General features: G+C 45.0%; 26 protein-coding genes. 9 read left to right on the forward strand and 17 right to left on the reverse strand.

All coding sequences use genetic code 11. The annotated features are described in order from the left end of the window. Window positions 1-66 precede the first annotated feature (66 nt). Window positions 67-1344, forward strand: a complete 1278-nt coding sequence (gene waaA, locus ACMXYO_RS01435) for a lipid IV(A) 3-deoxy-D-manno-octulosonic acid transferase (protein WP_415886669.1) — start codon at window positions 67-69, stop codon at window positions 1342-1344. Window positions 1345-1357: 13 nt separating this feature from the next. Here waaA and ACMXYO_RS01440 read toward each other — a convergent pair whose 3' ends face one another. Together ACMXYO_RS01440 and cyaY are read right to left on the reverse strand one after the other, a co-directional pair. Then, window positions 1358-1924, reverse strand: coding sequence for an SIS domain-containing protein (locus ACMXYO_RS01440; protein WP_415886670.1), 567 nt, complete (start codon window positions 1922-1924; stop codon window positions 1358-1360). A 1-nt stretch (window position 1925) separates the two neighbouring features. Then, window positions 1926-2258, reverse strand: a complete 333-nt coding sequence (gene cyaY, locus ACMXYO_RS01445) for an iron donor protein CyaY (RefSeq protein WP_415886671.1) — start codon at window positions 2256-2258, stop codon at window positions 1926-1928. A 216-nt stretch (window positions 2259-2474) separates the two neighbouring features. Here cyaY and lptM point away from each other — a divergent pair, with 216 nt between their 5' ends. The 6 genes from lptM to ACMXYO_RS01475 are packed head-to-tail and all read left to right on the forward strand — an operon-like array spanning window position 2475 to window position 7037. Beyond that, complete coding sequence (gene lptM / locus ACMXYO_RS01450) at window positions 2475-2603, forward strand: LPS translocon maturation chaperone LptM (RefSeq protein ID WP_415883207.1); 129 nt, start codon at window positions 2475-2477, stop codon at window positions 2601-2603. Between the two features lie 10 nt (window positions 2604-2613). Continuing rightward, complete coding sequence (gene lysA, locus ACMXYO_RS01455; RefSeq protein WP_415886672.1) at window positions 2614-3870, forward strand: diaminopimelate decarboxylase; 1257 nt, start codon at window positions 2614-2616, stop codon at window positions 3868-3870. Between the two features lie 9 nt (window positions 3871-3879). Continuing rightward, a complete protein-coding gene (gene dapF, locus ACMXYO_RS01460) occupies window positions 3880-4722 on the forward strand; it encodes a diaminopimelate epimerase (RefSeq protein WP_415886673.1) in 843 nt (280 codons plus the stop codon). Next, on the forward strand, window positions 4719-5402 hold the full coding sequence (locus ACMXYO_RS01465) for a DUF484 family protein (protein WP_415886674.1): 684 nt from the start codon (window positions 4719-4721) through the stop codon (window positions 5400-5402). The genes dapF and ACMXYO_RS01465 overlap by 4 nt, the downstream gene beginning before the upstream one ends. A gap of 19 nt (window positions 5403-5421) precedes the next feature. Continuing rightward, the gene (xerC, locus tag ACMXYO_RS01470; protein WP_415886675.1) at window positions 5422-6321 is read left to right on the forward strand and encodes a tyrosine recombinase XerC; all 900 of its coding nucleotides are present in this window, start codon (window positions 5422-5424) and stop codon (window positions 6319-6321) included. Beyond that, window positions 6318-7037 carry an HAD family hydrolase gene (locus tag ACMXYO_RS01475; protein ID WP_415886676.1) on the forward strand — a complete coding sequence of 240 codons (720 nt, stop codon included), beginning with the start codon at window positions 6318-6320 and terminating at the stop codon, window positions 7035-7037. Before xerC ends, ACMXYO_RS01475 begins: the two co-directional genes overlap by 4 nt. A 5-nt stretch (window positions 7038-7042) precedes the next feature. Here ACMXYO_RS01475 and ACMXYO_RS01480 read toward each other — a convergent pair whose 3' ends face one another. The 9 genes from ACMXYO_RS01480 to ACMXYO_RS01520 form a co-directional block, all read right to left on the reverse strand. Beyond that, window positions 7043-8908 carry a methyl-accepting chemotaxis protein gene (locus ACMXYO_RS01480; RefSeq protein WP_415886677.1) on the reverse strand — a complete coding sequence of 622 codons (1866 nt, stop codon included), beginning with the start codon at window positions 8906-8908 and terminating at the stop codon, window positions 7043-7045. A gap of 113 nt (window positions 8909-9021) precedes the next feature. Next, window positions 9022-10164 carry a radical SAM family heme chaperone HemW gene (gene hemW / locus ACMXYO_RS01485; RefSeq protein WP_415886678.1) on the reverse strand — a complete coding sequence of 381 codons (1143 nt, stop codon included), beginning with the start codon at window positions 10162-10164 and terminating at the stop codon, window positions 9022-9024. Window positions 10165-10170: 6 nt separating this feature from the next. Next, window positions 10171-10773 carry an XTP/dITP diphosphatase gene (locus ACMXYO_RS01490; RefSeq protein ID WP_415886679.1) on the reverse strand — a complete coding sequence of 201 codons (603 nt, stop codon included), beginning with the start codon at window positions 10771-10773 and terminating at the stop codon, window positions 10171-10173. A gap of 66 nt (window positions 10774-10839) precedes the next feature. Continuing rightward, complete coding sequence (locus tag ACMXYO_RS01495) at window positions 10840-11289, reverse strand: DUF4426 domain-containing protein (RefSeq protein ID WP_415886681.1); 450 nt, start codon at window positions 11287-11289, stop codon at window positions 10840-10842. Between the two features lie 12 nt (window positions 11290-11301). Beyond that, window positions 11302-11892 (reverse strand): methionine biosynthesis protein MetW, encoded by a 591-nt coding sequence (gene metW / locus ACMXYO_RS01500; RefSeq protein WP_415886682.1) that lies wholly within the window; start codon window positions 11890-11892, stop codon window positions 11302-11304. Next, the gene (gene metX / locus ACMXYO_RS01505; protein WP_415886683.1) at window positions 11892-13061 is read right to left on the reverse strand and encodes a homoserine O-succinyltransferase MetX; all 1170 of its coding nucleotides are present in this window, start codon (window positions 13059-13061) and stop codon (window positions 11892-11894) included. The genes metW and metX overlap by 1 nt, the downstream gene beginning before the upstream one ends. Window positions 13062-13357: 296 nt before the next feature. Then, on the reverse strand, window positions 13358-13903 hold the full coding sequence (locus ACMXYO_RS01510) for a YggT family protein (RefSeq protein ID WP_415886684.1): 546 nt from the start codon (window positions 13901-13903) through the stop codon (window positions 13358-13360). Window positions 13904-14012: 109 nt separating this feature from the next. Then, window positions 14013-14840 carry a pyrroline-5-carboxylate reductase gene (gene proC / locus ACMXYO_RS01515; protein ID WP_415886685.1) on the reverse strand — a complete coding sequence of 276 codons (828 nt, stop codon included), beginning with the start codon at window positions 14838-14840 and terminating at the stop codon, window positions 14013-14015. An 18-nt stretch (window positions 14841-14858) separates the two neighbouring features. Next, entirely contained in the window at window positions 14859-15554 is a 696-nt protein-coding gene (locus tag ACMXYO_RS01520; RefSeq protein WP_415886686.1) for a YggS family pyridoxal phosphate-dependent enzyme, read from the reverse strand. A 91-nt stretch (window positions 15555-15645) separates the two neighbouring features. Here ACMXYO_RS01520 and ACMXYO_RS01525 point away from each other — a divergent pair, with 91 nt between their 5' ends. Beyond that, window positions 15646-16680 carry a type IV pilus twitching motility protein PilT gene (locus tag ACMXYO_RS01525; RefSeq protein WP_415886688.1) on the forward strand — a complete coding sequence of 345 codons (1035 nt, stop codon included), beginning with the start codon at window positions 15646-15648 and terminating at the stop codon, window positions 16678-16680. Window positions 16681-16702: 22 nt separating this feature from the next. Further along, complete coding sequence (locus ACMXYO_RS01530; protein WP_415886689.1) at window positions 16703-17869, forward strand: PilT/PilU family type 4a pilus ATPase; 1167 nt, start codon at window positions 16703-16705, stop codon at window positions 17867-17869. 61 nt (window positions 17870-17930) lie between these two features. Here the strand turns inward: ACMXYO_RS01530 and ACMXYO_RS01535 are convergent, their stop codons facing one another. Genes ACMXYO_RS01535 through ACMXYO_RS01560 form a run of 6 tightly spaced genes read right to left on the reverse strand, consistent with a single transcriptional unit; the run spans window position 17931 to window position 22793 of the window. Continuing rightward, window positions 17931-19205 carry a dihydroorotase gene (locus tag ACMXYO_RS01535; RefSeq protein ID WP_415886690.1) on the reverse strand — a complete coding sequence of 425 codons (1275 nt, stop codon included), beginning with the start codon at window positions 19203-19205 and terminating at the stop codon, window positions 17931-17933. A 5-nt stretch (window positions 19206-19210) separates the two neighbouring features. Continuing rightward, entirely contained in the window at window positions 19211-20215 is a 1005-nt protein-coding gene (locus ACMXYO_RS01540) for an aspartate carbamoyltransferase catalytic subunit (protein WP_415886692.1), read from the reverse strand. Window positions 20216-20224: 9 nt separating this feature from the next. Continuing rightward, the gene (pyrR, locus tag ACMXYO_RS01545; RefSeq protein ID WP_415886693.1) at window positions 20225-20740 is read right to left on the reverse strand and encodes a bifunctional pyr operon transcriptional regulator/uracil phosphoribosyltransferase PyrR; all 516 of its coding nucleotides are present in this window, start codon (window positions 20738-20740) and stop codon (window positions 20225-20227) included. Further along, a complete protein-coding gene (gene ruvX, locus ACMXYO_RS01550) occupies window positions 20721-21197 on the reverse strand; it encodes a Holliday junction resolvase RuvX (protein ID WP_415886695.1) in 477 nt (158 codons plus the stop codon). The genes pyrR and ruvX overlap by 20 nt, the downstream gene beginning before the upstream one ends. Window positions 21198-21250: 53 nt before the next feature. Continuing rightward, on the reverse strand, window positions 21251-21823 hold the full coding sequence (locus ACMXYO_RS01555) for a YqgE/AlgH family protein (protein ID WP_415886696.1): 573 nt from the start codon (window positions 21821-21823) through the stop codon (window positions 21251-21253). Between the two features lie 37 nt (window positions 21824-21860). Further along, window positions 21861-22793, reverse strand: a complete 933-nt coding sequence (locus tag ACMXYO_RS01560; RefSeq protein ID WP_415886698.1) for an energy transducer TonB — start codon at window positions 22791-22793, stop codon at window positions 21861-21863. Between the last annotated feature and the right edge of the window lie 20 nt (window positions 22794-22813).

Raw genomic sequence — 22813 nt, forward strand, 5'->3', positions numbered from 1 at the left:
GCTTAGGAGCTAGCCGATGCGTGTTATACTAGGCGACTTTATTGTCGACTGGCGTGCTTACTTTTTATGAATCGCACTCTCTATACTTGCCTGTTTTATATCGCTCTACCGTTTATTTTGCTGAAGTTATGGTTGCGAGGTCGTAAGGCGCCTGCTTATCGCCAGCGTTGGCAAGAGCGACTTGGTTTTATGCAATCGCCAGCCTTTGACGATCGTCCTTTATGGATTCATGCTGTTTCTGTCGGTGAGGCACTGGCGATAATTCCTCTCGTTAAGCTGATACAAGCCCGCTATCCGCAGCTGCCCATTGTGATGACTACTATGACTCCGACGGGAGCTGAAAGAATCATCGATACTTTTGGTGATAGTGTTACTCACTATTACTGCCCTTATGATGCGCCTTGTGCGATTAATCGTTTTCTTTCCAAAGTGAAACCGCGCGGTTGTGTGGTTGTTGAAACTGAATTATGGCCAAACTTGATTGCAGGTTGTGCCAAACATGATGTGCCAGTGTTGGTCGCAAATGCGCGTTTGTCGGCAAGATCTGCAAAAGGTTACGCTCGTTTCAGCAAGATGGCTGATCAGATGCTAAAGCAGATCACTAAGATAGCTGCGCAAAATAGCGTTGATGGTCAGCGCTTTGTTGATTTAGGTCTTCCAAAGAGCGCTTTGGAGGTAACCGGTTCAATCAAATTTGATGTCTCTGCTCCAGAAGGGAGTGAGCGTTTGGCAGTCGCCCTGAGAGATATGTGGGGTTTAGATCGACCAGTCTTTATTGCCGCCAGTACGCATGAAGGCGAAGAAACTGCGATCTTAAATGTATATCACAAGCTATTGGAGAGCACTCCTGAGCTATTGCTGGTTATCGTTCCTCGCCACCCGGAACGATTTGACGGTGTTGCAGAGCTTATAAAACAACAGGGCTTTAAGTTGGCGCGTCGTAGCTTAGGTCAACAGCCGAGCCCTAAAACTCAAGTGTATCTTGGCGACACTATGGGTGAACTTATGAAACTGTTAGCGGCGGCTGATATTGCGTTTGTTGGCGGTAGTTTAATTGAGCGCGGTGGGCATAATCCATTGGAGCCCGCAGTTTTAAAGAAAGCCGTTGTTATGGGGCCACATTTCTTTAACTTCCAAATTATTTGCGACTCATTACGCGAAGCTGGCGGGTTGGTTGTAGTCGAAGATGAAACTGCATTGCTACGACAGGCTGAGAAGTTGATACAAGCGCCTGCTGAAAGAGAGAGAATTGGCGAGTTAGGTCAGGCATTTGTTAAGGAAAATCAAGGCGCATTGGATCGTTTATACGCCTTGACTGAGCGGGTCTGCATTAATAAAAATTAATGCGGACGAACCATTAGGCGTTGCTAGTGGTTCGTCTGTCCATCTCTTCGCACAACCAGTGCCCTACAAAAATGTGGGCTTCTTGAATGCGTGCTGTTTCATCAGATGGCACGCGGATTAAGTGGTCGGCAATATCGTTTAGCTTACCACCGTGATAGCCTGTCCAAGCCCAAGTGGTGCAACCGATCTCTTTCGCTGCTTCAATCGCATCAATGACGTTAGCACTGTTGCCTGAAGTCGATATACCGATGATTATGTCTTCAGGCTTGGCTAGTGCTTGTAGCTGACGAGTGAAAACAGAATCATAACTGTAGTCGTTGCTGTGTGCGGTAAGAATCGAAGTATCAACCGTAAGTGCTATCGCTGCTAGTGGACGACGTTCTGCCTTGTAACGTACAACAAACTCAGCTGCTAGATGCTGGCTGTCGGCTGCACTGCCGCCGTTACCCATGAAGATCAATTTGCCGCCTTGGTCGAAGCATTGCTCAATTTGATCGGCAAGTAGTTGGCTATCAGCAGCAATTTTGTCTAACTGGTTAAAGGTATCAAAGTGGCGTTGTAGCGCATTTGAGAATGACATATTAAGCTCCAGATAGATCGAAAGTCAGAGTTTCACCCGCTTGTTCCGCAAAGGCTTTACCGAAGAAATCGTCAAGCTTTTGGCCGTCGCTATCCAAAACCCAGCTATTAAGGCTTTTATCATAGTCAAAGTGGAAACCACCGCTCTTGGTTGCCAACCACAGTTGTTTAACAGGAGCCTGACGGGTAAAAATAAGCTGAGTGCGGTTTTCACAGATGATCGTTAGAATCCCGCCACCGAACTGAACGTCAATGTCGGTTTCTGCATCATCTAGCACCTCTTCAATCTGCTCTAATGTTTCTTCAACCAGATCGTTAAATTCGCTTTCAGTCATGTTTACTCCGGCGCTATTGCCTTGAAATCGTGTTTATAGAGGCGAAGTATATCAAGCAATAGCTAAAAGCCGAAGAATGGTTCTCATTAACTCCCAAAATTATCGATTAAAAGGCAGTTTTTTCTTTATATCTGCTTGGAAATGAAAAACGTTTTTATGAAATCGCTGTGAACTAGGTATAATCGACGCATTAGACCGTTTAATGGGATTCCCACTGTGAAAACGCAGACCAAACGAATTGGATTAGTTGTCCTGCTCAGTATGTTAGTACTGGGCGGATGTGGCCAGAAAGGCCCATTGTATCTGCCTGATGCAGAAAATCAGAAAAAGTCACAGCAGAAGTAAGAGAATTTTCATGGATTCATTCGAATATAAAAATGGGCAGCTCTGCTGTGAAGAAATTGCTTTAACACGCGTTGCCGAAGAGTTTGGTACACCAACCTATGTGTATTCTCGTGATGCACTTGAGCGTGCTTACTTGGCATACGCAGATGCATTAGAAGGGCATGATTCATTAGTTTGTTATGCCGTAAAAGCTAACTCCAACATTGCCGTGCTAAATGTACTTGCGCGCCTAGGTGCAGGTTTCGATATCGTATCTGCCGGTGAGCTAGAACGTGTTCTGCGTGCAGGTGGCGATGCTTCCAAAGTTGTTTTCTCAGGTGTTGGCAAACAGCCAGCAGAAATTGCGCGTGCTCTCGAAGTAGGTATTCGTTGCTTTAACATTGAGTCAGAAGCTGAGCTTGAACGTGTAAACGAAGTCGCTGGCGCTGAAGGCAAAGTGGCTGCGATCTCATTCCGTGTGAACCCAGACGTAGATGCAGGTACCCATCCTTATATCTCTACAGGTTTAAAAGAGAATAAGTTTGGTATCGATATTGATGAAGCTGTACGCATTTATGGCCGCGCAGCTCAGATGGAAAATGTTGATGTTGTCGGTATGGATTGCCACATCGGCAGTCAGCTAACGGAAGTTACTCCATTCCTAGATGCACTCGATCGTGTATTGGTACTAGTAGATCAGTTAGCTGAGCAAGGCATCACAATTAAGCATTTGGATTTGGGCGGTGGTCTAGGTGTTTGTTACACCGATGAAGTGCCTCCAACGCCTCAAGAATATATTTCTGAGGTTCTTAAGAAAGTTGAAGGTCGTGACCTTGAGCTGATTTTTGAGCCTGGTCGTTCTATTGCGGCCAATGCCGGTGTAATGCTGACTCGTGTTGAGTTTTTGAAGTGCACCGGCGAGAAAAATTTCGCAATCATTGATGGTGCAATGAATGACTTGATCCGTCCATCTTTATACAGCGCTTATCAGGAGATTGTTCCGGTAATGTTGCGCGAAGGTGGTGAAGAGAAACAGTGGGATCTTGTAGGTCCTGTTTGTGAAACGGGTGACTTCTTAGGTAAAGATCGTGCGCTAACGCTAGAAGCAGGTGATTTACTCGCTGTTTGTTCTGCAGGTGCTTATGGCTTTGTGATGGCGTCTAACTACAACAGCCGTGGTCGTCCTGCGGAAGTGATGGTGGATGACAATCAATTCCACCTGATTCGCAAGCGTGAAACGCTAGCTGATCTGGTTAAAGGTGAACAACTTCTACCTAAGGATCGCTAGGGGTTATTGATGTTAGTCCGTTTTACCAAAATGCACGGTTTAGGTAATGACTTTATGGTGCTGGATCTAGTGACCCAGCGCGTAAAAGTTACGCCTAAACTGGTAAAGAAGCTTGGTGATCGTAACTTTGGTGTTGGATTTGACCAGCTATTAATCGTTGAGCCACCTTCAGATCCAGATGTCGATTTCCGTTACCGTATCTTCAACCAAGACGGTTCAGAAGTTGAAAACTGCGGTAATGGTGCTCGTTGCTTCGCCAAGTTTGTTCGTGATAAGCGTTTAACGGGTAAGTCTGAAGTTGTCGTGCAGACGGCTAATGGCCGTATGTGCCTGAAAATTCGCGAAGATAAGCGAGTTGAGGTCAATATGGGGCAGCCTATATTGCAGCCTTCAGAGATCCCTTTTGCGGCCGACCAGCAAGCAATTACTTACCCTGTTGAGGTTGACCATCAAGGCGCAGCTGAAACAGTTGAATTAAGTGCGGTATCTATGGGCAACCCCCATGGGGTTATGGTTGTGGATAACACCGAAACAGCCCCAGTAGAAACATTGGGCCCAGTACTCGAACCACATACGTGTTTCCCTGCAAAAGCGAATATCGGTTTTATGCAGGTCTTAGCGCGTAATGAAGTTAATCTGCGTGTGTTTGAGCGTGGTGTTGGTGAAACGATTGCGTGTGGTACCGGTGCGTGCGCCGCGGTTGTTGCAGGTAAATTACGCGGTCTGCTCGATATGCCTGTGACAGTTCATCTTCCTGGTGGCGATCTTGAGATCGAGTGGCAGGGTGAAGGCCATCCCGTTATTATGACAGGGCCAGCAACAACGGTTTATGAAGGACAGATCTTCGTATGAGTGAAGAAACAGGACAGATTAGCGAAGCTCAGGTAGCGGAATATCTTCAGCAGCACCCTGACTTTTTCACAGGTAATGCAAAATTACTAGAGAAATTACACGTACCTCATGAGACAGGTCGAGCCGTCTCTTTGGTTGAGCGTCAAACCACGGTTCTACGTGAAAAAAACCAGAATCTAACAGCGCACCTTTCTGATCTGATCGATATTGCACGACATAATGATCTGCAGTTCGAAAAGACTAAACGTATGGTATTGGCATTACTGGAAGCTGAAACGCTGGATGATATCGCTGTCGCGATTGATGAAAGCTTATGCCAAGACTTTGCTAGCGATAGCACAGCGTTGATCTTGTTCACAAGCAAACCTTTAGATGTGAATAACCTGCGCCTGACGTTGCGTGAAGATGCGGTAGTGATTGATAGTTTGGTCGGGACTAATCTGCCGAGTTGTGGACGTCTGTCTGATGCTGAAAATGAATTCATTTTTGGTGATGAAGCTATCAAAGTTCAATCCGCTGCAGTTGTACCGTTAGTGCAGGGCGAAACTTTAGGTTTGTTGGCAATTGGTAGCTTTGATGCGAACTACTTTACCAGTAGCCAAGGCACAGTATTGCTAAGCTATGTTGGTGAAGTATTAAGCCGCGTAGCTTCTCGTATTCTGCGTCAGCAGGATCACTAAAGAAAGATAGGGGAGAGAGTTGAAAGAAGCGCTGTTAGAGCAGTTTCTTCATTACCTAGCGACTGAACGCCAGCTCTCTCCTTACACCCTCGATAATTACAGTCGCGATCTCAACAAACTACTCGATTTTACTGAGCAACAATCACTGACTGAATGGTCTTCGGTTGAGGTTAAACACATTCGTCAGTATGTAGCGATGCTACATCGTAAAGATCTGGCCGGTAGCAGTATTCAGCGCTCTCTGTCAGCTATCCGTAGTTTCTATAATTTCCTCTCTCGTGAATTGGTCGTAGAACAAAACCCTGCTGTAGCCGTTCAGGCTCCTAAATCATCTCGTAAGCTGCCCTCTACACTCGATGTGGATCAGATGGGGACGCTGCTTGATGTGCCCGTGACCGATAATATATCTGCTCGTGATGCTGCAATAATGGAGCTTATGTATTCATCTGGGCTGCGTGTGTCAGAACTGGTGGCTATCGACCTGTATAGTTTAGACCTATCAGAGGGAAGCTTAAGGGTCGTGGGTAAAGGCCGTAAAGAGCGTGAGTTGCCCATAGGCCGGAAGGCACTTGAAGCCTTAGATCGTTGGCTCGATGTGCGTCACGAATTGGCGAATTATGATGAGAACGCACTCTTTGTTAGCAAGCGAGGCAGCCGTATTACGGTTCGCTCGGTGCAGCAGCGAATGGATTATTGGGGTAAATATCTAGGCGTGAATGGCAAAGTTCACCCCCATAGGCTCCGTCACAGCTTTGCTAGTCATATGCTTGAATCCAGTAGTGACCTACGTGCCGTACAAGAGCTCCTAGGGCATGAAGATATATCAACAACACAAATCTATACCCACCTAGATTTCCAACATTTAATGAAAGTGTACGAAGGTGCTCACCCTCGTGCACGGAAAAAGAGCCAGAAATGATACGCTGCATTACCTTTGATCTTGATGATACTCTCTGGGCTGTCGACCCTGTTATCCAGCATGCAAACCAAACTATGTTTGCTTGGATATCTGAGCATGCACCGGCATTTTTACAGCATTACAGGTTGCATGATCTTGCGGGTTTGCGTCAGATTGTTTTAGAAGATGCTCCAGAAATTTCCCATAGCGTAACGCTGATTCGCATGGCTCAGCTGAAGTATGGTCTACAAAAAGCGGACTATAGTGCTGATGAAGTAGAAGCCTTGGCGGCACAAGCTTTTGAGGTATTTATTCAAGCCCGCCAGGAAGTGGTCTTTTTTGAGCATGCACGTGAAGTTCTATTGGAATTGAAGCAGCAAGGCTATCAGTTGGGTGCGTTGAGTAATGGTAATGCTGATATTCATAGAGTAGGTCTTGCGGACCTGATCGATTTCCAATTCAAAGCAGATGATGTCGGTCAGATGAAACCGCACCCATTAATGTTCGAACAGATGTTAGCGCATACTCATTTACGGCCAGAACAGGTTATCCATGTGGGTGACAATCATGAGCATGATGTGGAAGGCGCTGCAGCTGTTGGGTTGTGGACAATCTGGGTTAATCTACAATCGGGTGATAAATCACCTAGTGCGTCTGCTCAGGTATCTTGTTTAAGCGAGTTGCCGGCGCGAGTTGCTGAAATTAAACAGCAAGCTCACAACCGTATAACTCTCTAAGGTAATTATTTAACTTTAAACTGGCCTACTATTTGTTGTAAGTAAGCCGCTTGTTTAGCGACTTCTTCACTCGCTTCAGCATTTTGACCAACTTGCTCGCTGGCTACCTCGACAATCGTTTGAATTTGCTCAGCATTGTTGTTGATATCACCTGCCATGGCAGTCTGTTGTTCAACAGCCGCAGCCACCTGAGATGTCATATCGACAATGTTGGTGGCGTCATTCATGATTTTATCCAGAGCGCTAATGCTGGTTCCTGCCTCTTCTGCACTTTGAGCACTTACCTCGACACTACGCATCATTAAGTTGGATACTTGTCCTGTTTGCTGCTGTAGGTCATTAATCATGACATCGATCTCAGTCGCAGATTCTTGGCTTCTACCAGCCAAACCTCGAACTTCATCAGCAACGACTGAGAAGCCGCGGCCATGATCACCTGCGCGCGCAGCTTCAATGGAAGCGTTAAGTGCAAGTAGGTTAGTTTGTTCGGCAATCCCTTTAATAACATCTAGTACTGTGCCGATCTTAGTACCGTTTTCTTCTAACAGAGTGACAGCCTCGGTACTTTGGCTAGCACCTTCTGCTAGGTTGTTAATATTCTCGATTGCGTGACTGATGATACGTTGGCCTTCAGCAGCGCTTTGTTGTGAGTGGCTTGCAGTTTGCGCAGTCAATTCAGTGTTATGAGCAATCTCTCGCATAGCACTTTCCATCTCTTGTACAGCGGCAGAGACTTGGATTACTTGGGCTTTTTGAGTTTCTAAGCCTTGAGAGGTTTCAACAGCGATTGCGGACACTTCTTCGGCAGCGGCGCTTAGTTGCATTGAAGAGTTGTTAACACGATCGAGCAAGCTTTGGAATTCAGACATCATGCTATTAAAGCTATGCCCCATATCACTTAATTCGTCCTTTGAGACAACATTGTAACGGACGGTCAGGTCTTTATTTTCTTTGGCATTGCCCATTACTTTTTGAAGGTTGCGTAGGCGAGAAATGATATTGTGAGCTATCCATAGGGCTATTGCAGATACGATGCCTGCGATGATGATGGCTTTTATGCTTGAGAAAAGCTGGATCGAAGCTATTTCGTTTTCTAAACGCTCCGTAATTTCGATAACTTGTTCGTCAAGTAAAGTCTCTGATTTGTGAATTGATTTCCTCATTTCGCCTAGAAGGCCTTGCTTGCTGCTGAGTCCAAGCTGTTCGTAGTTGTCGATCAGGGTCAGGAATTTAGAACGATAGACAGATAGCAACTGTTTAGTTTCGGTTATATCGCTTTTGTTGAATAACTCAGTTTCTAGGTCGTTATTTAATTTTTCAAAATTTGCTTCAAATTTTTTGCGGTATTTCAGGTCTTTACGGATAAGGAAATCTTTTTCATTGCGGCGTAATTGCAGAATATCGGCTAAGAGATGATAGTTATCTAGCTCTTTTACTTTGCTTTCAGCACCGTGTACTGCCTTGCGAAGCTCTCCGCGCAGGCCTTCATTGTGAGATAAACCGATCTCCTGCTTCAATTTCACTAACTGATGGAAATTATCGGCATAAGTATCAATGATTATATGTAGATCTTTAGTTTTCTCGTGCGGAATACCGGCGTGGTCTAAGTGCTCTTCAAGAGTGGTTATTTCGGCTTGAAATGCAGCAACGGTATCGTCAAAGCGTTTTAGGTACTTGATATCGTCTCGAGCTAAGAAGTCTTTTTCATGGCGTCGCAAGGTCAGCATGCTGCTTTCAAGGTTGCTGACTTCTGTTTCAGCATCTTTCAAGCTGGAAACGTTGTTGATTGCAAAATGGAGCATGCCGTACATCGATGCGATCGAAATGATAATGAACGCTATTAATGCCGTTAGTTTGAATTTTATTGTCATTTTTACTGCGCCTAGGAATAAAATTTGAGAGCTGACCTATCCCTGTCTGCAGAAAATTCAATATCGCTTATAAACTTAGTACAAATGATCTTGTTTGCGAACCGTAAAACTACTTAGTGCATAAAAAAAGCGAGTAAATTGTTTAAAAAACAACGACCTTGCTCGGTTGGGCAAAGTGTATTGAGCTCTTTTGTTAGTAGCTTTTGGTGCCTTGCGCTAGTTAAAGGGTGCTCAATAGTCGATAAGGGCAGGCCTGTGCGTTGTGTAAATAGGTCCGAGGGAACCCCATGATAGAGTCTTAAAGCATTGAGCATAAATTCGAAAGGTAGCTCTTCTGGACTTATTTCAGTATCGCCTGTTAGCCGTGTTTCTGGGTTCATGTAGGCTTTAGGTTGTTTCTGTTTCCAGCGGCGAATAATTTTGTTTTGCTCTGGAAGTGTGATCTTGCCGTGAGCACCTGCGCCTATGCCGAGATAGTCACCAAATTGCCAGTAATTTAAATTGTGTTTGGCTCGGTTGTCATTCGACTTAGCATAGGCAGAAATTTCATACTGGCTGTAACCTGCGGAGCAGATAAGCGCTTGCCCCTGTTCTTGGATATCCCACAAAGTGTCATCGATAGGGAGTAATGGAGGGCGAGAATGGAATTCTGTATTGGGCTCAATGGTGAGCTGATACCAAGATAGATGATCAGGCTGTAGTGCTATAGCTTGTTCTAAATCACTTAATGCACCTTCAAGTGTTTGGTCAGGAAGACCATGCATCAAGTCTAGATTTAATTTAGGAAAGAGCTCACGCGCTAATGTGGCTGCTTTAATAGCGTTTTCAGAGCTATGTATTCGTCCAAGCTTTGCGAGATGCTGATTGTTAAAGCTTTGCACGCCGATAGAGAGTCGATTAATCCCCGCATCTCGATAGCCAACAAACTTATCTTGCTCGAAAGTGCCAGGGTTAGCTTCTAGCGTGATCTCGGCATCTTTTTCTAGCGGGATAATATTGTTAATGCCTTGCAGTAATACTTTAAAGCTATCTGCAGAAAACAGGCTTGGAGTGCCGCCACCAATAAAGATTGTTTGTATGCTGCGACCTTGTGCGAGGTGTTTTTCGGACTTTAGGTCATCCAATAAGCACTGGATATACTCTGCTTCAGGTAGTTCATCGCGCTGAGCATGAGAATTAAAATCGCAATAAGGGCATTTACGCACACACCACGGGATGTGTACGTAAAGAGATAATGGTGGCAGCTGTAGGCTCATAAACGGTTACTTCAAATAAGGTTTGATGCTTTGTTTCAGCAGTTGAACTGCTTGGCCACGGTGGCTGAGTTGATTCTTTTGTTCAGGTGCTAATTCAGCTGATGCTTTTTCCAGTTCAGGAATCCAGAACAGCGGGTCGTACCCAAAACCGTTACTTCCACTTGCTTGTTCGAGAATTGTCCCTTCCCAGCTGCCCTGACAGATTAATGGGGTTGGGTCGTTAGCATGACGCATAAAGACTAAAACACAGCGGAAGCGAGCGCTGCGTTGTTCGCTAGGAATGCCTTCAAGCTTTTCTAGAAGTAACTCATTGTTTTTAGCATCAGTGGCACCTTCACCAGAAAAGCGTGCTGAATAGATGCCTGGAGCGCCTTGAAGGGCATCCACCTCTAGACCTGAATCATCGGCTAGTGCAGGTAGCCCCGTAACTTCAGCTGCGTGGCGCGCTTTTAGAATGGCGTTTTCTACAAAGCTTAAGCCGGTTTCATCGGCATCACTTACGTTGAATTCAGATTGAGGTACGACTTCGACATCTAGGTCTGCCAGAACTTGATTAAACTCTTTTAACTTACCTTTGTTGCCACTAGCGAGCACAATTTTATTAATCATTCTTTCACCGCACTGAAAAATAAAAAAAGACGCATGATTATGCGCCTTTTTGTGAGTTGTTAGGGCTTACTCTTCGTAAAAGCGTTGTTCAAATTTTACAGTGTAAGCGGGTTTGTTTGGGTCCGGCTGAACATCTAGCGAGATACGCATCACTTGATCGTCAGTAAAGCCAAACTGACCGATGTAGTAGATAGCATTGCCCTCATCGACTTTCTTGAAGTCCATGGTTTGCACTTGCTGAATCAAATTAGTTGCTTTGCCTTTCACGATAGCTGTTACAGGCTTTTTCTCCCCGTCTTCTTTCTGCAGCACTGAGACATTCACTAAAGCGCGGCGTTTACTGCGCTGAATGCCAATTGCTTGTGCAACATCAGGTTGGATAAAGGTGCTGTAGAAAGCGTTGTAGTGGATCTCGTAGTTGTCATGCGCAACAAACTGTTCGGCTAATAGCGGCTGACTGATCAGTGCCATTGCGGAGAGCAGCAAAGCAGATGTCCATTTTTTTATGTGATGCATAATCGGCCTCACTTATTTTGTAATCCGGTAGATGGCAATTTCGCCCAGCATATTTGGCCAAAGATGGATCCACCACCGGTGTTGGTGTTCGTTATCCACAACGGTACGTTCCATGATGTAGATATTGCGTTCAACACACAGCTGCTCAAAATCATTGAACGTACAGAAATGTGTATTGGGTGTGTTATACCAAGTATAGGGTAGGAATTTAGATACAGGCATTTTACCTCTGAACGCCAGATATCCTCGTGCCCGCCAATGCCCAAAATTTGGGAAAGTAACGATGCACTCTTTACCAATACGAAGCATCTCATCAACAATTTGATCTGGGCGCATCATGATTTGAATAGCCTGCGTCATGATTACGGTATCAAAGGTATTGTCTTTGATTGAGGCTAGGCCTTCTTCAATATTTTTTTCGATTACATTGACGCCTTTGCGAACACAATCAGTGATATTGTCTTGGCCAATTTCTAAACCGTAGCCGGTCGCGTTCTTTTCTGTTTGTAGGTAGTGAAGTAATTCACCATCACCACAACAAAGGTCAAGCACGCGCTTGCCAGGTTCTACCCAGTCTTTGATCAGTTCTAAATCAGCGCGCATTAGCTTTTCTCCTCTGCTTTTAGTGCTACAGTATCCTGTTCAACTCGTTCCATATAAGCAGAGAAAATGTCTAGGTAACGAGGAATAGGGATTAGGAACGCATCATGTCCTTGAGCCGCTTCAATTTCTGCATAGCTTACTTGTTTATCGGCTTCTACTAGTGCATCAACAATCTCGCGTGAGCGCTCTGGTGAGAAACGCCAGTCTGTAGTAAATGAGATCACCATAAACTTCGCTTTTGCTTGTGCTAGCACTTCTGGAAGGCTTTTTCCGCTATCCACTGTTGGATCGAAGTAATCCAGCGCTTTAGTCATCAACAAGTATGTATTAGCGTCAAATGCTGTTGAGAAACGCTCGCCCTGATAGCGAAGGTAAGACTCGATTTCAAACTGCGGTGTAAAATCGTAGCTGATCTGTCCGGAACGAAGTTCACGACCAAATTTACTGCGCATGCCGTCGTCTGATAGGTAAGTGATATGACCCAACATCCGTGCCAGCATTAGGCCGACTTTAGGTACTTCATCTTTCTCGTAGTAGTGACCGTTATGGAACTGAGAGTCCTTACTAATTGCTTGGCGAGCTACTTCGTTAAAGGCGATGTTCTGTGCTGATAACTTAGGTGCGGCTGCGATAACCATGCAGTGACGCAGACGATCAGGATAATTGATCGACCACTGTAACGCCTGCATGCCGCCCAAGCTTCCACCAATAACGGCTGCAAATTGCTCGATGCGGAAGCGATCAGCCAAACGCGCTTGGCTTTCGACCCAATCATTGACTGTGACAATCGGGAAATCAGGGCCATAAGGTTTGCCGGTTTCAGGATTAATCTGGTTAGGGCCGCTTGAGCCATGGCAACCACCTAGGTTATTTAACGCGATAACAAAGAACTTATTGGTATCGATCGCTTTACCTGGGCCTATAGCGCTATCCCACCAGCCCGGCTTTTTATCGTCCATGCTGTGATAGCCAGCAACGTGGTGATTACCTGACAAAGCATGACAAATCAGGATTGCATTTGAGCGATCTTTATTCAGTTCACCGTAGGTTTCGATGATAAGGTGGTATTTATCTAAAGTACGGCCGCATTGAAGCTGTAAGGGCTCATTAAATTCAATAATTTCAGGTGTAACAATTCCAACGGAATCTTCAGGAATAACAGCAGGCATTTCTAATCTCGACTCTAAAACAGCAATTTTCAAATTACACAACGAAACGGAGCGCTAGATGCGCTAGAGGAGTCGAGCTTCACATCTCGTAGAAGATGAGTACGCGACCAAGAGAAATGAAAGTTGAATCTGTCACCTTAGGTATCTCAGTAAAATGATCTTACAAGTTAATCAAGTTAACCTATTTTAACGAGTTTTTACGTCACAAGCTCGTATTTGTCCAAGCGATTAATGTAAAAAATCTCTATCAAATAATTAAATAAAGCAGAGCGAACGAAAACGCTCTGCTTTATCAGTTAGTAAACAAATCGGCCTAACTGGGATTGTATGATTGTGATCGCAAGGAAAATAAATATAGGTGACAAATCTAAACCACCTATAGGTGGGATCACCTTCTGCACAAGTTTAAATAGAGGCTGTGTGACTTGTTGAATCAATTGCGGGCCAGGATGATAACTGCCAGGTGCGACCCAACTGATAATAACTGAGCCTAATACCGCCCAGAAATAAATCTCCAGAATGCCATTAACAACACCCACAATGGCAAGTACCAATAGTTGAGCAATGTTGGGCATGTTCATGCCCGATACCATTACGATCAACAACAGTGTTGCGAGTTTCACGACCGTTGCATAGAGCAAGGCGGAAAGATCAAATTTGCCAATGCGAGGCACCGCACGACTGATTGCTACTACAGGTACGTTCGTTAACTTGGCAATCGCTTGAGATATCGGATTGTAATAGTCGGCATGGGACAATTGTAAAAGGAAACGCAAGATAATGATGAACGCATACATTTCGCCTAGCATGCGGATTATCAACACGATTGGATCCTGAGCCATATCAATTCCTATGTCGTTGATCTGTTGGTAAAACAATTATAGTTAGGTTCAACTTCCACGCAGTATAGAGTGTAGCTGTGTGATGTTGAACCTTTGTTGGGCTATGTTGTTAATCTTTGCCCAATTCTTCAGCAAGTTCGACAGAACGGTCATTGCACGCTTGCATTGCGTTATCAAATAGCTCAGGGAGTTGACCCTCGATAAAGCATTTGATCGCTTGCTCTGTTGTACCATTAGGTGAGGTCACGCGGCGTCGTAATTCAGCTGGGTCAAACTCACTCTCTTTTGCCATTTTAGCTGCACCAAGTGCGGTTTGTAGCGTCAATTGGGTAGCCGTCTCTTTTGAAAGCCCTAATTTTTCACCGGCAGCAATCATGGATTCCATGATAAGGAAGTAATATGCCGGGCCAGAGCCTGATACAGCGGTTACGGCATCAAGTTGTGATTCTTCATCTACCCATAATGTAATGCCCGTTGCATTTAGCACAGTTTCCGCTTGTTGGCGTTGTTCTGCAGAAACCTTGGCGTTGGCGTACAGTCCACTCGCGCCTGTTTGTACGAGTGCTGGGGTATTCGGCATACAGCGAACAATCGCGGTATTACCGCCTAACCAAGTGTCGATGCTTGTAGTCATGATGCCGGCTGCAACTGAAACGATTAGCGGCTGAGAGCTTTGTACGCTTTCAGAAATCGATTCTGTTACTGTTTTTAAAATCTGTGGTTTTACTGCAAGGATCACTACATCTGCCGCTTGAACAGCTTCGACGTTGTCTGTCGTTGTTTTTAGACCTTGTTCCTTTAAATCGACAAGGCGCTCAGCTTCAGGCTCGCTGGCCCAGATTTTTTCTGTCGGGTAGCCATTGCTGACTAGGCCGCCAATGATAGCGCGAGCCATATTGCCAGCACCGATAAACGCGAGAGTTGGTTGGTTATTCACAATTGATCCTTACAAAAATTAGGCGGATTTAGGTGCTCTAGGGCCAAAAATAGCTGTACCAATACGTACAATAGTTGAACCTTCAGCGATGGCTGCATCCATATCCCCAGACATGCCCATGGATAGTGTGTCTAGTTGAGGGTATTTAGCCTGTAATTCAAGTTGTAGTGCTTTCATTTTTGCAAAAGCGACTTGTTGTTCCTGTGCGTCTTGAGTCGCTTTGGGGATTGCCATGAGGCCTCGCACACAGATATTAGGTAATTCGCTAATAACATTGACCAGAGCTGTTAGTTCACTAGGCAGGCAGCCGGATTTGCTATCTTCATTACTAATATTGACCTGAATGCATACATTCAGGGGTGCCAAATCTGTTGGGCGTTGTTCGGAGAGCCTTTTGGCGATCTTGAAACGATCTAAGGTATGTAACCAATCAAAGTTTTCGGCGACTGCGCGGGTCTTATTGGATTGTAATGGGCCAATGAAATGCCAGCATAGCTCAAGAGCTTTTAACTCGTTAATCTTTTCTAAGCTTTCTTGTAGGTAGTTTTCGCCAAAATGCACCTGACCTTCGTTAGCTGCAATACGAATATCGTTAGCAGGGCGAGTTTTACTGACGGCTAACAGGGTGATATCTGAAGTTTTTCGTCCACTTTTAGAGGCTGAAGAAGCTATCTCAGAACGAACCTTATTCAGATTCTTTGCTATGATTGACATATATTTGTGACCTTAGCAATTGGATTGCAACGGGGATTCTGCTAGAACTACTTTATAACTATATAATGCAGTGCTGGGTTACAGGAACGTTATGGATATTACCGAACTTTTATCATTTACCGTACAACAAGGTGCATCTGACTTGCATATATCTGCAGGGATGCCTCCTATCATTCGTGTTGACGGTGATGTACGTCGCATAAAACTGCCTTCGCTGGACCACAAGCAGGTCCATACACTCATATATGACATTATGAACGATAAACAGCGTAAAGAGTACGAAGATGTACTCGAAACGGATTTTTCGTTCGAAGTCCCTGGTCTAGCGCGTTTTCGTGTAAACGCATTTAACCAAAATCGCGGAGCGGGTGCCGTTTTTCGTACGATTCCGAGTAAGGTATTGACCTTAGACGATCTGGATATGGGCAAGGTTTTTAAGGATCTCTCCGAAAAGCCACGTGGTTTAGTGCTGGTTACTGGGCCAACGGGTTCCGGTAAAAGTACCACATTGGCTGCGATGATCGATTATGTTAATGACTCTCGCGCTGACCATATTTTGACGATCGAAGATCCAATAGAATTCGTACATGAAAGCAAGAAATGTTTGGTGAATCAGCGCGAAGTGCATAGGGATACTCACAGTTTCGCTAATGCGCTTCGTTCAGCATTACGTGAAGATCCAGATATCATCCTTGTAGGTGAGATGCGAGATCTTGAAACTATCCGTCTCGCGTTGACCGCCGCAGAAACAGGGCACTTAGTATTTGGTACGTTGCATACGACCTCGGCTGCGAAAACGATTGACCGTGTTATTGACGTATTTCCAGCCGCAGAGAAGGATATGGTGAGATCTATGCTTTCAGAGTCTCTGATGGGAGTTATATCGCAGACACTTTTGAAAAAGCCGAAAGGTGGGCGTGTCGCAGCTCATGAAATTATGATCGGTACGCCGGCTATACGTAATCTTATCCGAGAGGATAAAGTAGCCCAGATGTACTCTGCTATCCAGACGGGTGCATCATTTGGCATGAAAACATTAGATCAATCTCTACAAGAATTGCTGCATAAAGGATTGATTACACGCGAAACGGCGCGTGAGCGTGCAGCCAACCCACAACAGTTCTAATTGGTCTTAGGAGAAAAACGGCGTGGATTTTACGCAACTACTTAAAGTGATGGTAGATAGGGATGCCTCTGACCTTTTCGTAACGGCCGGTGCAAGGCCAACGATTAAAGTTGATGGTACTTTGAAGCCACTAACCAAAGATACTCTGAAGCCCTCACAGGCTAGGGCCCTTGTTTACAGCACCATGAATGACAAACAGTTGGCAGAGTTTGAGGGTTGTCATGAGTGTAACTTTGCGATTAGTGCGCCAGGTTTGGGACGTTTTCGTGTATCAGCATTTTTCCAACGTAATTCAGCGGGTATGGTATTAAGGAAGATTAATAACTATATACCAAGCTTAGAAGAGTTGAATCTGCCACCAATCCTACGTGATTTGTCTATGACAAAACGAGGATTGATCTTATTTGTTGGTGGTACCTCTACAGGTAAATCAACCTCTTTAGCATCGATGATTGATTACCGTAATACCAATCATCGGGGTCATATTATTACCATTGAAGATCCAATTGAGTATGTTCACGAACATAAGCAAAGTATCATCACTCAACGTGAAGTAGGTATCGATACCGACTCGTTTGATGTAGCACTAAAAAATACGCTCCGTCAGGCACCAGATGTAATTTTGATGGGTGAGATCCGTACTAGGGAGACGATGCAGCACGGTATCGTATTTGCCGAAACAGGTCATTTAACTCTAGCAACGTTACACGCTAATAATGCCAACCAAGCATTGGACCGCGTAATTAGCTTCTTCCCTCCTGAGCATCATGATCAGTTGTGGATGGATCTTTCATTAAACCTTAAAGCGATTATTGCGCAACAACTGTTACCTACTAAAGATGGTAAGGGACGTCGTGCAGCGATCGAAGTATTGATTAACACGCCATTAATTCAGGATTTGATCCGTAAAGGTGAAGTTCATGAAATTAAAGATGTGGTTAAGAAATCGACTAACTTAGGGATGCAGACGTTCGACCAATCTTTGTTTAATCTCTACAAAGATGGGGTGATTACTTACGATGTAGCACTAGCCCATGCTGATTCTCCAAATGATCTTCGTCTGATGATTAAGTTGAGTGCTGATACGAATCCTGAATTGGCTCCAGATGAAGATAATCAATCTTTCCATCTACAGGATGAAGAGGATTATTTGCATAACGAAGGTGATGCTAACGTTAAGGGTATGTAGATAACGTATTGCTACGCTGGAAACAAAAAGCCGCGATATAACTATCGCGGCTTTTTTGTATTTAGCCTTTGTATACCACTTCGCCTTGGAAAAGTGTTTGGGACACTTTGCCTTTTAGTGGATAGTTCATGAACGGAGTATTCTTGCCTCTTGAGTGGCAGGTTTCAGGTGTGAGTTGCCATTCCATTTCAGGATTAAAAATACAGATATTTGCTGAGCTACCAATACTTAGATTGCCTGTAGGTAGGCCTAAAATTTCAGCAGGGGCTGAGGTTAGTTTTTCAATAAGTTGAGGTAGATCTAACATGTTCTGTTCAACCAGTAATAAACCTAAAGGAAGTAATGTTTCCAAACCGATCATACCAGGCTCAGTATCAGCAAATGGTGCCTCTTTAGCTGCACGCTCGTGCGGTTGGTGGTCAGAACAGATAGCTTGAATGCTACCGCCTAATAACCCTTGGATTAACCCTGCACGGTCTAACTGACTACGCAAAGGTGGTATGAGGTGGAAGTCATTGTTAAAGCCATTCACATTTTCATCAGTCAGTAGCAGGTTTTGAATTGATACATCTGCAGTGACAGGTAGGCCTCTTTCGCGTGCCTCGGTAATCATACGAACAGAGCGTTCACAGGATAACTGCCCAAAGTGAGCACGCACGCCTGTCTGCTCTACAAGCAGTAGGTTGCGAGATACATCAATAGTTTCCGCTGATTCTGGGATGCCGTTCAGGCCTAAGCGAGTACAAGTACTCCCTTCATGCATGCAGCCACCCTTAGCTAAAGCATTATCTTCTGCTTGGAAAATAACGAGTAGATCATGGGTAGCGGCGTATTCTAAACAGCGTGTTAGGGTTAAAGAGTCAGCAACCGGATTGCGTGTGTTGGTAAATGCAATACATCCTGCTGCTGAAAGAGCGGCCATAGGGGCAAGTTGTTCACCTTGTAGCCCTTTAGTTAGGGCGCCCATAGGTAAAATTTGCATTTTACCTTCTTCTTCACAGCGATCCTGAATCAGTTGAGCAACCGCCCGAGTATCAATAACAGGATTAGTAGAAGGAGGTGTAACCATTGTAGTGACACCGCCAGCAACGGCTGCAGATGCTTCTGTTTTTATCGAGCCTTTCTGTGCTGGGCCAGGTTCGCGTGCGTGAGCACATAGGTCTATTAGACCGGGGCAAACAACCTGATTTTCTGCGTTGATTGTTTGATCGGCTTCAAAACCTTCTGGAGCAGAGTCGTAAGCTGCGATTTCACCATCAATTACATACAAGTCAGCAACTTTGTCAGTTTGGTTTGCAGGGTCAATGATACGACCGCCTTGAATAAGAATGTTCATGGTCGTTACTCTCCTGCTTCCAGCTGACTCGGACGACTTTTGGCTTGCCCGCTCATTGCCATAGACATGACTGCCATTCGCACAGCAATACCGTTTGTTACCTGATCTAAAATAAGGGAGCGATCACCATCAGCAACGGATGATGCTATTTCAACGCCGCGGTTAATTGGGCCTGGGTGCATGACTACAGCATCAGGTTTTGCTAGCTGCAGTTTGTCCATAGTTAGACCATAAAGCTTGTAAAATTCACTTTCGCTTGGCAGAAGGGCGCTGTTCATACGTTCTTTCTGTAGACGTAGCATCATTACAACATCAACGTCTTTGATGCCTTCTTGCATATTGGTGAATACCTTCACTCCTAAGGCCTCGATATTACGAGGTAGAAGTGTATTTGGCGCGATCACGCGAATTTCATTTACGCCTAAGATGCGTAGCGCATGAATCTGAGAACGAGCCACGCGGGAATGTAAAATATCCCCAACAATTGCCACGGTTAACGGCGCAAAGTCGCCTTTGGCCTGACGGATGGTTAGCATGTCCAACATCGCTTGTGTTGGGTGTGCGTGACGACCGTCACCAGCATTGATAACAGCAACATCGGGAGTTACATGTTCAGCAATAAAATGTGCAGCGCCACTACTCGAATGACGAACCACGAACATGTCAGAGTGCATGGCATGCAGTGTCATTAGCGTGTCTTTTAGTGTCTCACCTTTAGAGGTCGAGGATGTGCTGATGTTTAGGTTAAGAACATCAGCAGAAAGACGCTTTGCAGCTAGTTCAAATGTTGAAAGCGTACGGGTACTCGCTTCAAAAAATAGGTTGACGACTGTTTTTCCTCTTAACAGGGGAACCTTCTTCACCTGTTTAGCGCTCATGTCTACAAAAGAGTCTGCGGTATCTAAAATCTCGGTTAGCAATTCACGAGAAAGCCCTTCGGTAGTAATAAAGTGCTTTAACTCACCTTCGTTGGTGAGTTGTATTTGATTCGGATCATTTTGTTCAAACATGATTAATACTCAGTCGTCAGAACGATTTCGGATCTCCAGAGCCAAAGGTTCTGGACCAGAAAGTTTTACAGCTTGGTCAGCACTGATAGCTAATGTGCCGCCAATTATATCTGCCTGTATAGGTAACTCACGCTGCTGTAGATCAAGCAGTGTCGCAAGTGTAATAGACGCTGGGCGGCCATAGTCAAATAGCTCGTTCATGGCTGCGCGTATAGTGCGGCCGCTCATGATTACATCGTCTACAAGAATAATATGTCGCCCTTCAGTAGTGCAGGGCAGTTTAGAAGGCTGAACTTTAGGATTTAACCCACTGGTTTCAAAATCATCTCGATGGAAAGAGATATCTAAGACACCTAAAGGGCTGTCTAAACCTAGGGCTTGATGTAGGCGCTCAGCTAACCATACCCCGCCTGTATGAATGCCGATCATCAGTGGGTCAGGCTTATCATCTTTAGACAGCAATGCTTGTAACTCCTGCTGCATTTTATCCAGCAGAGCTTCAGCATTAAGTACGTTTGTTGTCATAAACTTCCTCCAATCGGGTATGGCTAGGAATTCTAATGTCGCAGCTAAACCAGCTTTCCAATATGAGTTGTGCGGCAAGGCCATCGACAGACTCTTTCTTAAAATTATCACTACCCCCGGCAGCAAAATGAATCTCTTTGGCTTCAGCCGTAGATAACCGCTCGTCCATCAAGAAGCAGGGCGTTTTATACCGCTCATGTAATCGGTTGGCAAACTTCCTTGCTCTATGAGCCATATCGCTAATGGTCCCGTCAAAGTTTAGGGGGATGCCGACAACCAAAGCGTCAGGTTTCCATTCATTTATTAGTTTGGAAATTTCGTCCCAATTAGGTTGACCATCTCGTGCAGAAAAAGGAGGGAGTGGTGTAGCAGTACCTGTAATGCTTTGACCGGTCGCCACCCCTATACGGGAGGTCCCAAAATCAAAAGCCACAACTTGATTGATCTGATTGCTCATGCCTGTGTCAGAACCTTATATCCCAAATGGACATAATGCCTGACGCAAATTTATCAGGCGTGTCCGGGCAGGGCGGTTAGTAGATCAAGGTTAATGCCCAATATTGATGCGGCTGCCTGTAAACGATCACCAGCCGGAGTGCTGAAGAGTATATCTGAATTTGCTGGGCAGCTTAACCAAACATTATCGCTCATCTCTTGCTCAAGCTGACCAGGACTCCAGCCGGCGCAACCTAATGCAACTAAATAATTGTGTTCAAAACGCCCATCTGCAGCGGCTTCTATAGCGTCAATTGAGGTGGTGAGATAAATATCATCCGCTACACAGTGGCTGTTACTCCATTCAAAGGGATCAGCTGCTTTGTGTAGAACATAACCTCTGTCACTTCTGACAGGGCCTCCGCTGAAAATAGCTTGCTGTTGATTCGCGATAGAAGAGCAGGGAAGGTTAAGGTGATCACACAATTCAATCAGAGTTATGCCAACAGGGCGGTTAATCACAATGCCCATAGCTCCATAATCGCTATGGTCACAAATATAGGTAACAGTCTGAGTAAAGCTCTGGTCATTCAGATGGGGCATGGATATAAGAAAATGGTTGCGTAACGAACAGCTCAATGAGGTCATAATTACTAGCCCATTTTTTATCTACGTTATTTAAGAATTAGTCCAAATAGGCGCGTTTCTCAAATTTCCATGTGCGAATAATCTCTAGGATGTCTGTACTTTTTCTCATCTCTACAGGGAAGGGTTGGAAGGGGGCTGCAAGCCTAACAATCTGAATAGCTGCATCATCGAGGATTTGTTTTCCAGATGATTCAAGTATCTCGATGGTTTTTACTGAACCATCAGGTTTGATGGCAACCAGTAGGCGTAAGCGGCCATACATTTTGTTTCTTCGAGCTTCTTCAGGGTAATTAAGATTACCAATATTCTCAATTTTTTTGCGCCAGTTATGAAGGTAGAGTGCGTCTTCACGTTTTTTAGTGGATGCTGATGTCAGGCGTTTAATTCGAGGCTGTTTGGCTCTCATCTCTCGATGGGCATCAATCTCAGCTTGTAAGCTAGCCATCTCTAAACTTCTCGCAAGAAGGGATGTGCCGGGAGAACCGCCGGATGGTGCTTTCTGTTGCTGCTTAGCGGTCTTGGTAATAGTTTTCTTCGTGCTTTGTGCGGCCGTGACTACCTTCTGTTTCGCTTTTTGTGTAGAGCTATTGTCTGCTTTTGTATTTGCTTTAACGGCTGCAGTACTTGGTTCTGGTTTAGGGGGCGTTGGTTCAACCGCTGGTGCTATGGCTGTAGCCTGCTTGGGCTGGTCATCCCTAAATTCCGATTTTTGAGGTGTGGATGGCTGTAACTTTTCTTTGCTTGTACCACTGCCTTCCTGGTTGGCTTGTGCAATAAAATCAGCCTCTTTAGGGGCTGTTTTCTGTTGGTGTTGAGCTAAGGTGATTTCAATCGTTTTTTGAGGCGGACGTTCGTTATTAAATGTGAACGTGATCCCCAAAATCGCAACCGCATGTAACGCGGTCGCGAAAAATAACGTGAAACCGAAACGTTCAACCGCGGTCACTGTTTGTGCTACCGCGGTGCTCACTTCGCTAAACCCTTTGCTCG

Source organism: Neptuniibacter sp. QD37_6 (assembly GCF_047778085.1).
Lineage (GTDB): Bacteria > Pseudomonadota > Gammaproteobacteria > Pseudomonadales > Balneatricaceae > Neptuniibacter.

Bases quoted from the DNA above. Each gene is read 5' to 3' on its own strand.
- waaA (WP_415886669.1), top strand. From the start codon at position 67: ATGAATCGCACTCTCTATACTTGCCTGTTTTATATCGCTCTACCGTTT.
- ACMXYO_RS01440 (WP_415886670.1), bottom strand. From the start codon at position 1,924: ATGTCATTCTCAAATGCGCTACAACGCCACTTTGATACCTTTAACCAG.
- cyaY (WP_415886671.1), bottom strand. From the start codon at position 2,258: ATGACTGAAAGCGAATTTAACGATCTGGTTGAAGAAACATTAGAGCAG.
- lysA (WP_415886672.1), top strand. From the start codon at position 2,614: ATGGATTCATTCGAATATAAAAATGGGCAGCTCTGCTGTGAAGAAATT.
- dapF (WP_415886673.1), top strand. From the start codon at position 3,880: ATGTTAGTCCGTTTTACCAAAATGCACGGTTTAGGTAATGACTTTATG.
- ACMXYO_RS01465 (WP_415886674.1), top strand. From the start codon at position 4,719: ATGAGTGAAGAAACAGGACAGATTAGCGAAGCTCAGGTAGCGGAATAT.
- ACMXYO_RS01475 (WP_415886676.1), top strand. From the start codon at position 6,318: ATGATACGCTGCATTACCTTTGATCTTGATGATACTCTCTGGGCTGTC.
- ACMXYO_RS01480 (WP_415886677.1), bottom strand. From the start codon at position 8,908: ATGACAATAAAATTCAAACTAACGGCATTAATAGCGTTCATTATCATT.
- hemW (WP_415886678.1), bottom strand. From the start codon at position 10,164: ATGAGCCTACAGCTGCCACCATTATCTCTTTACGTACACATCCCGTGG.
- ACMXYO_RS01490 (WP_415886679.1), bottom strand. From the start codon at position 10,773: ATGATTAATAAAATTGTGCTCGCTAGTGGCAACAAAGGTAAGTTAAAA.
- ACMXYO_RS01495 (WP_415886681.1), bottom strand. From the start codon at position 11,289: ATGCATCACATAAAAAAATGGACATCTGCTTTGCTGCTCTCCGCAATG.
- metW (WP_415886682.1), bottom strand. From the start codon at position 11,892: ATGCGCGCTGATTTAGAACTGATCAAAGACTGGGTAGAACCTGGCAAG.
- metX (WP_415886683.1), bottom strand. From the start codon at position 13,061: ATGCCTGCTGTTATTCCTGAAGATTCCGTTGGAATTGTTACACCTGAA.
- ACMXYO_RS01510 (WP_415886684.1), bottom strand. From the start codon at position 13,903: ATGGCTCAGGATCCAATCGTGTTGATAATCCGCATGCTAGGCGAAATG.
- ACMXYO_RS01520 (WP_415886686.1), bottom strand. From the start codon at position 15,554: ATGTCAATCATAGCAAAGAATCTGAATAAGGTTCGTTCTGAGATAGCT.
- ACMXYO_RS01525 (WP_415886688.1), top strand. From the start codon at position 15,646: ATGGATATTACCGAACTTTTATCATTTACCGTACAACAAGGTGCATCT.
- ACMXYO_RS01535 (WP_415886690.1), bottom strand. From the start codon at position 19,205: ATGAACATTCTTATTCAAGGCGGTCGTATCATTGACCCTGCAAACCAA.
- ACMXYO_RS01540 (WP_415886692.1), bottom strand. From the start codon at position 20,215: ATGTTTGAACAAAATGATCCGAATCAAATACAACTCACCAACGAAGGT.
- pyrR (WP_415886693.1), bottom strand. From the start codon at position 20,740: ATGACAACAAACGTACTTAATGCTGAAGCTCTGCTGGATAAAATGCAG.
- ruvX (WP_415886695.1), bottom strand. From the start codon at position 21,197: ATGAGCAATCAGATCAATCAAGTTGTGGCTTTTGATTTTGGGACCTCC.
- ACMXYO_RS01555 (WP_415886696.1), bottom strand. From the start codon at position 21,823: ATGACCTCATTGAGCTGTTCGTTACGCAACCATTTTCTTATATCCATG.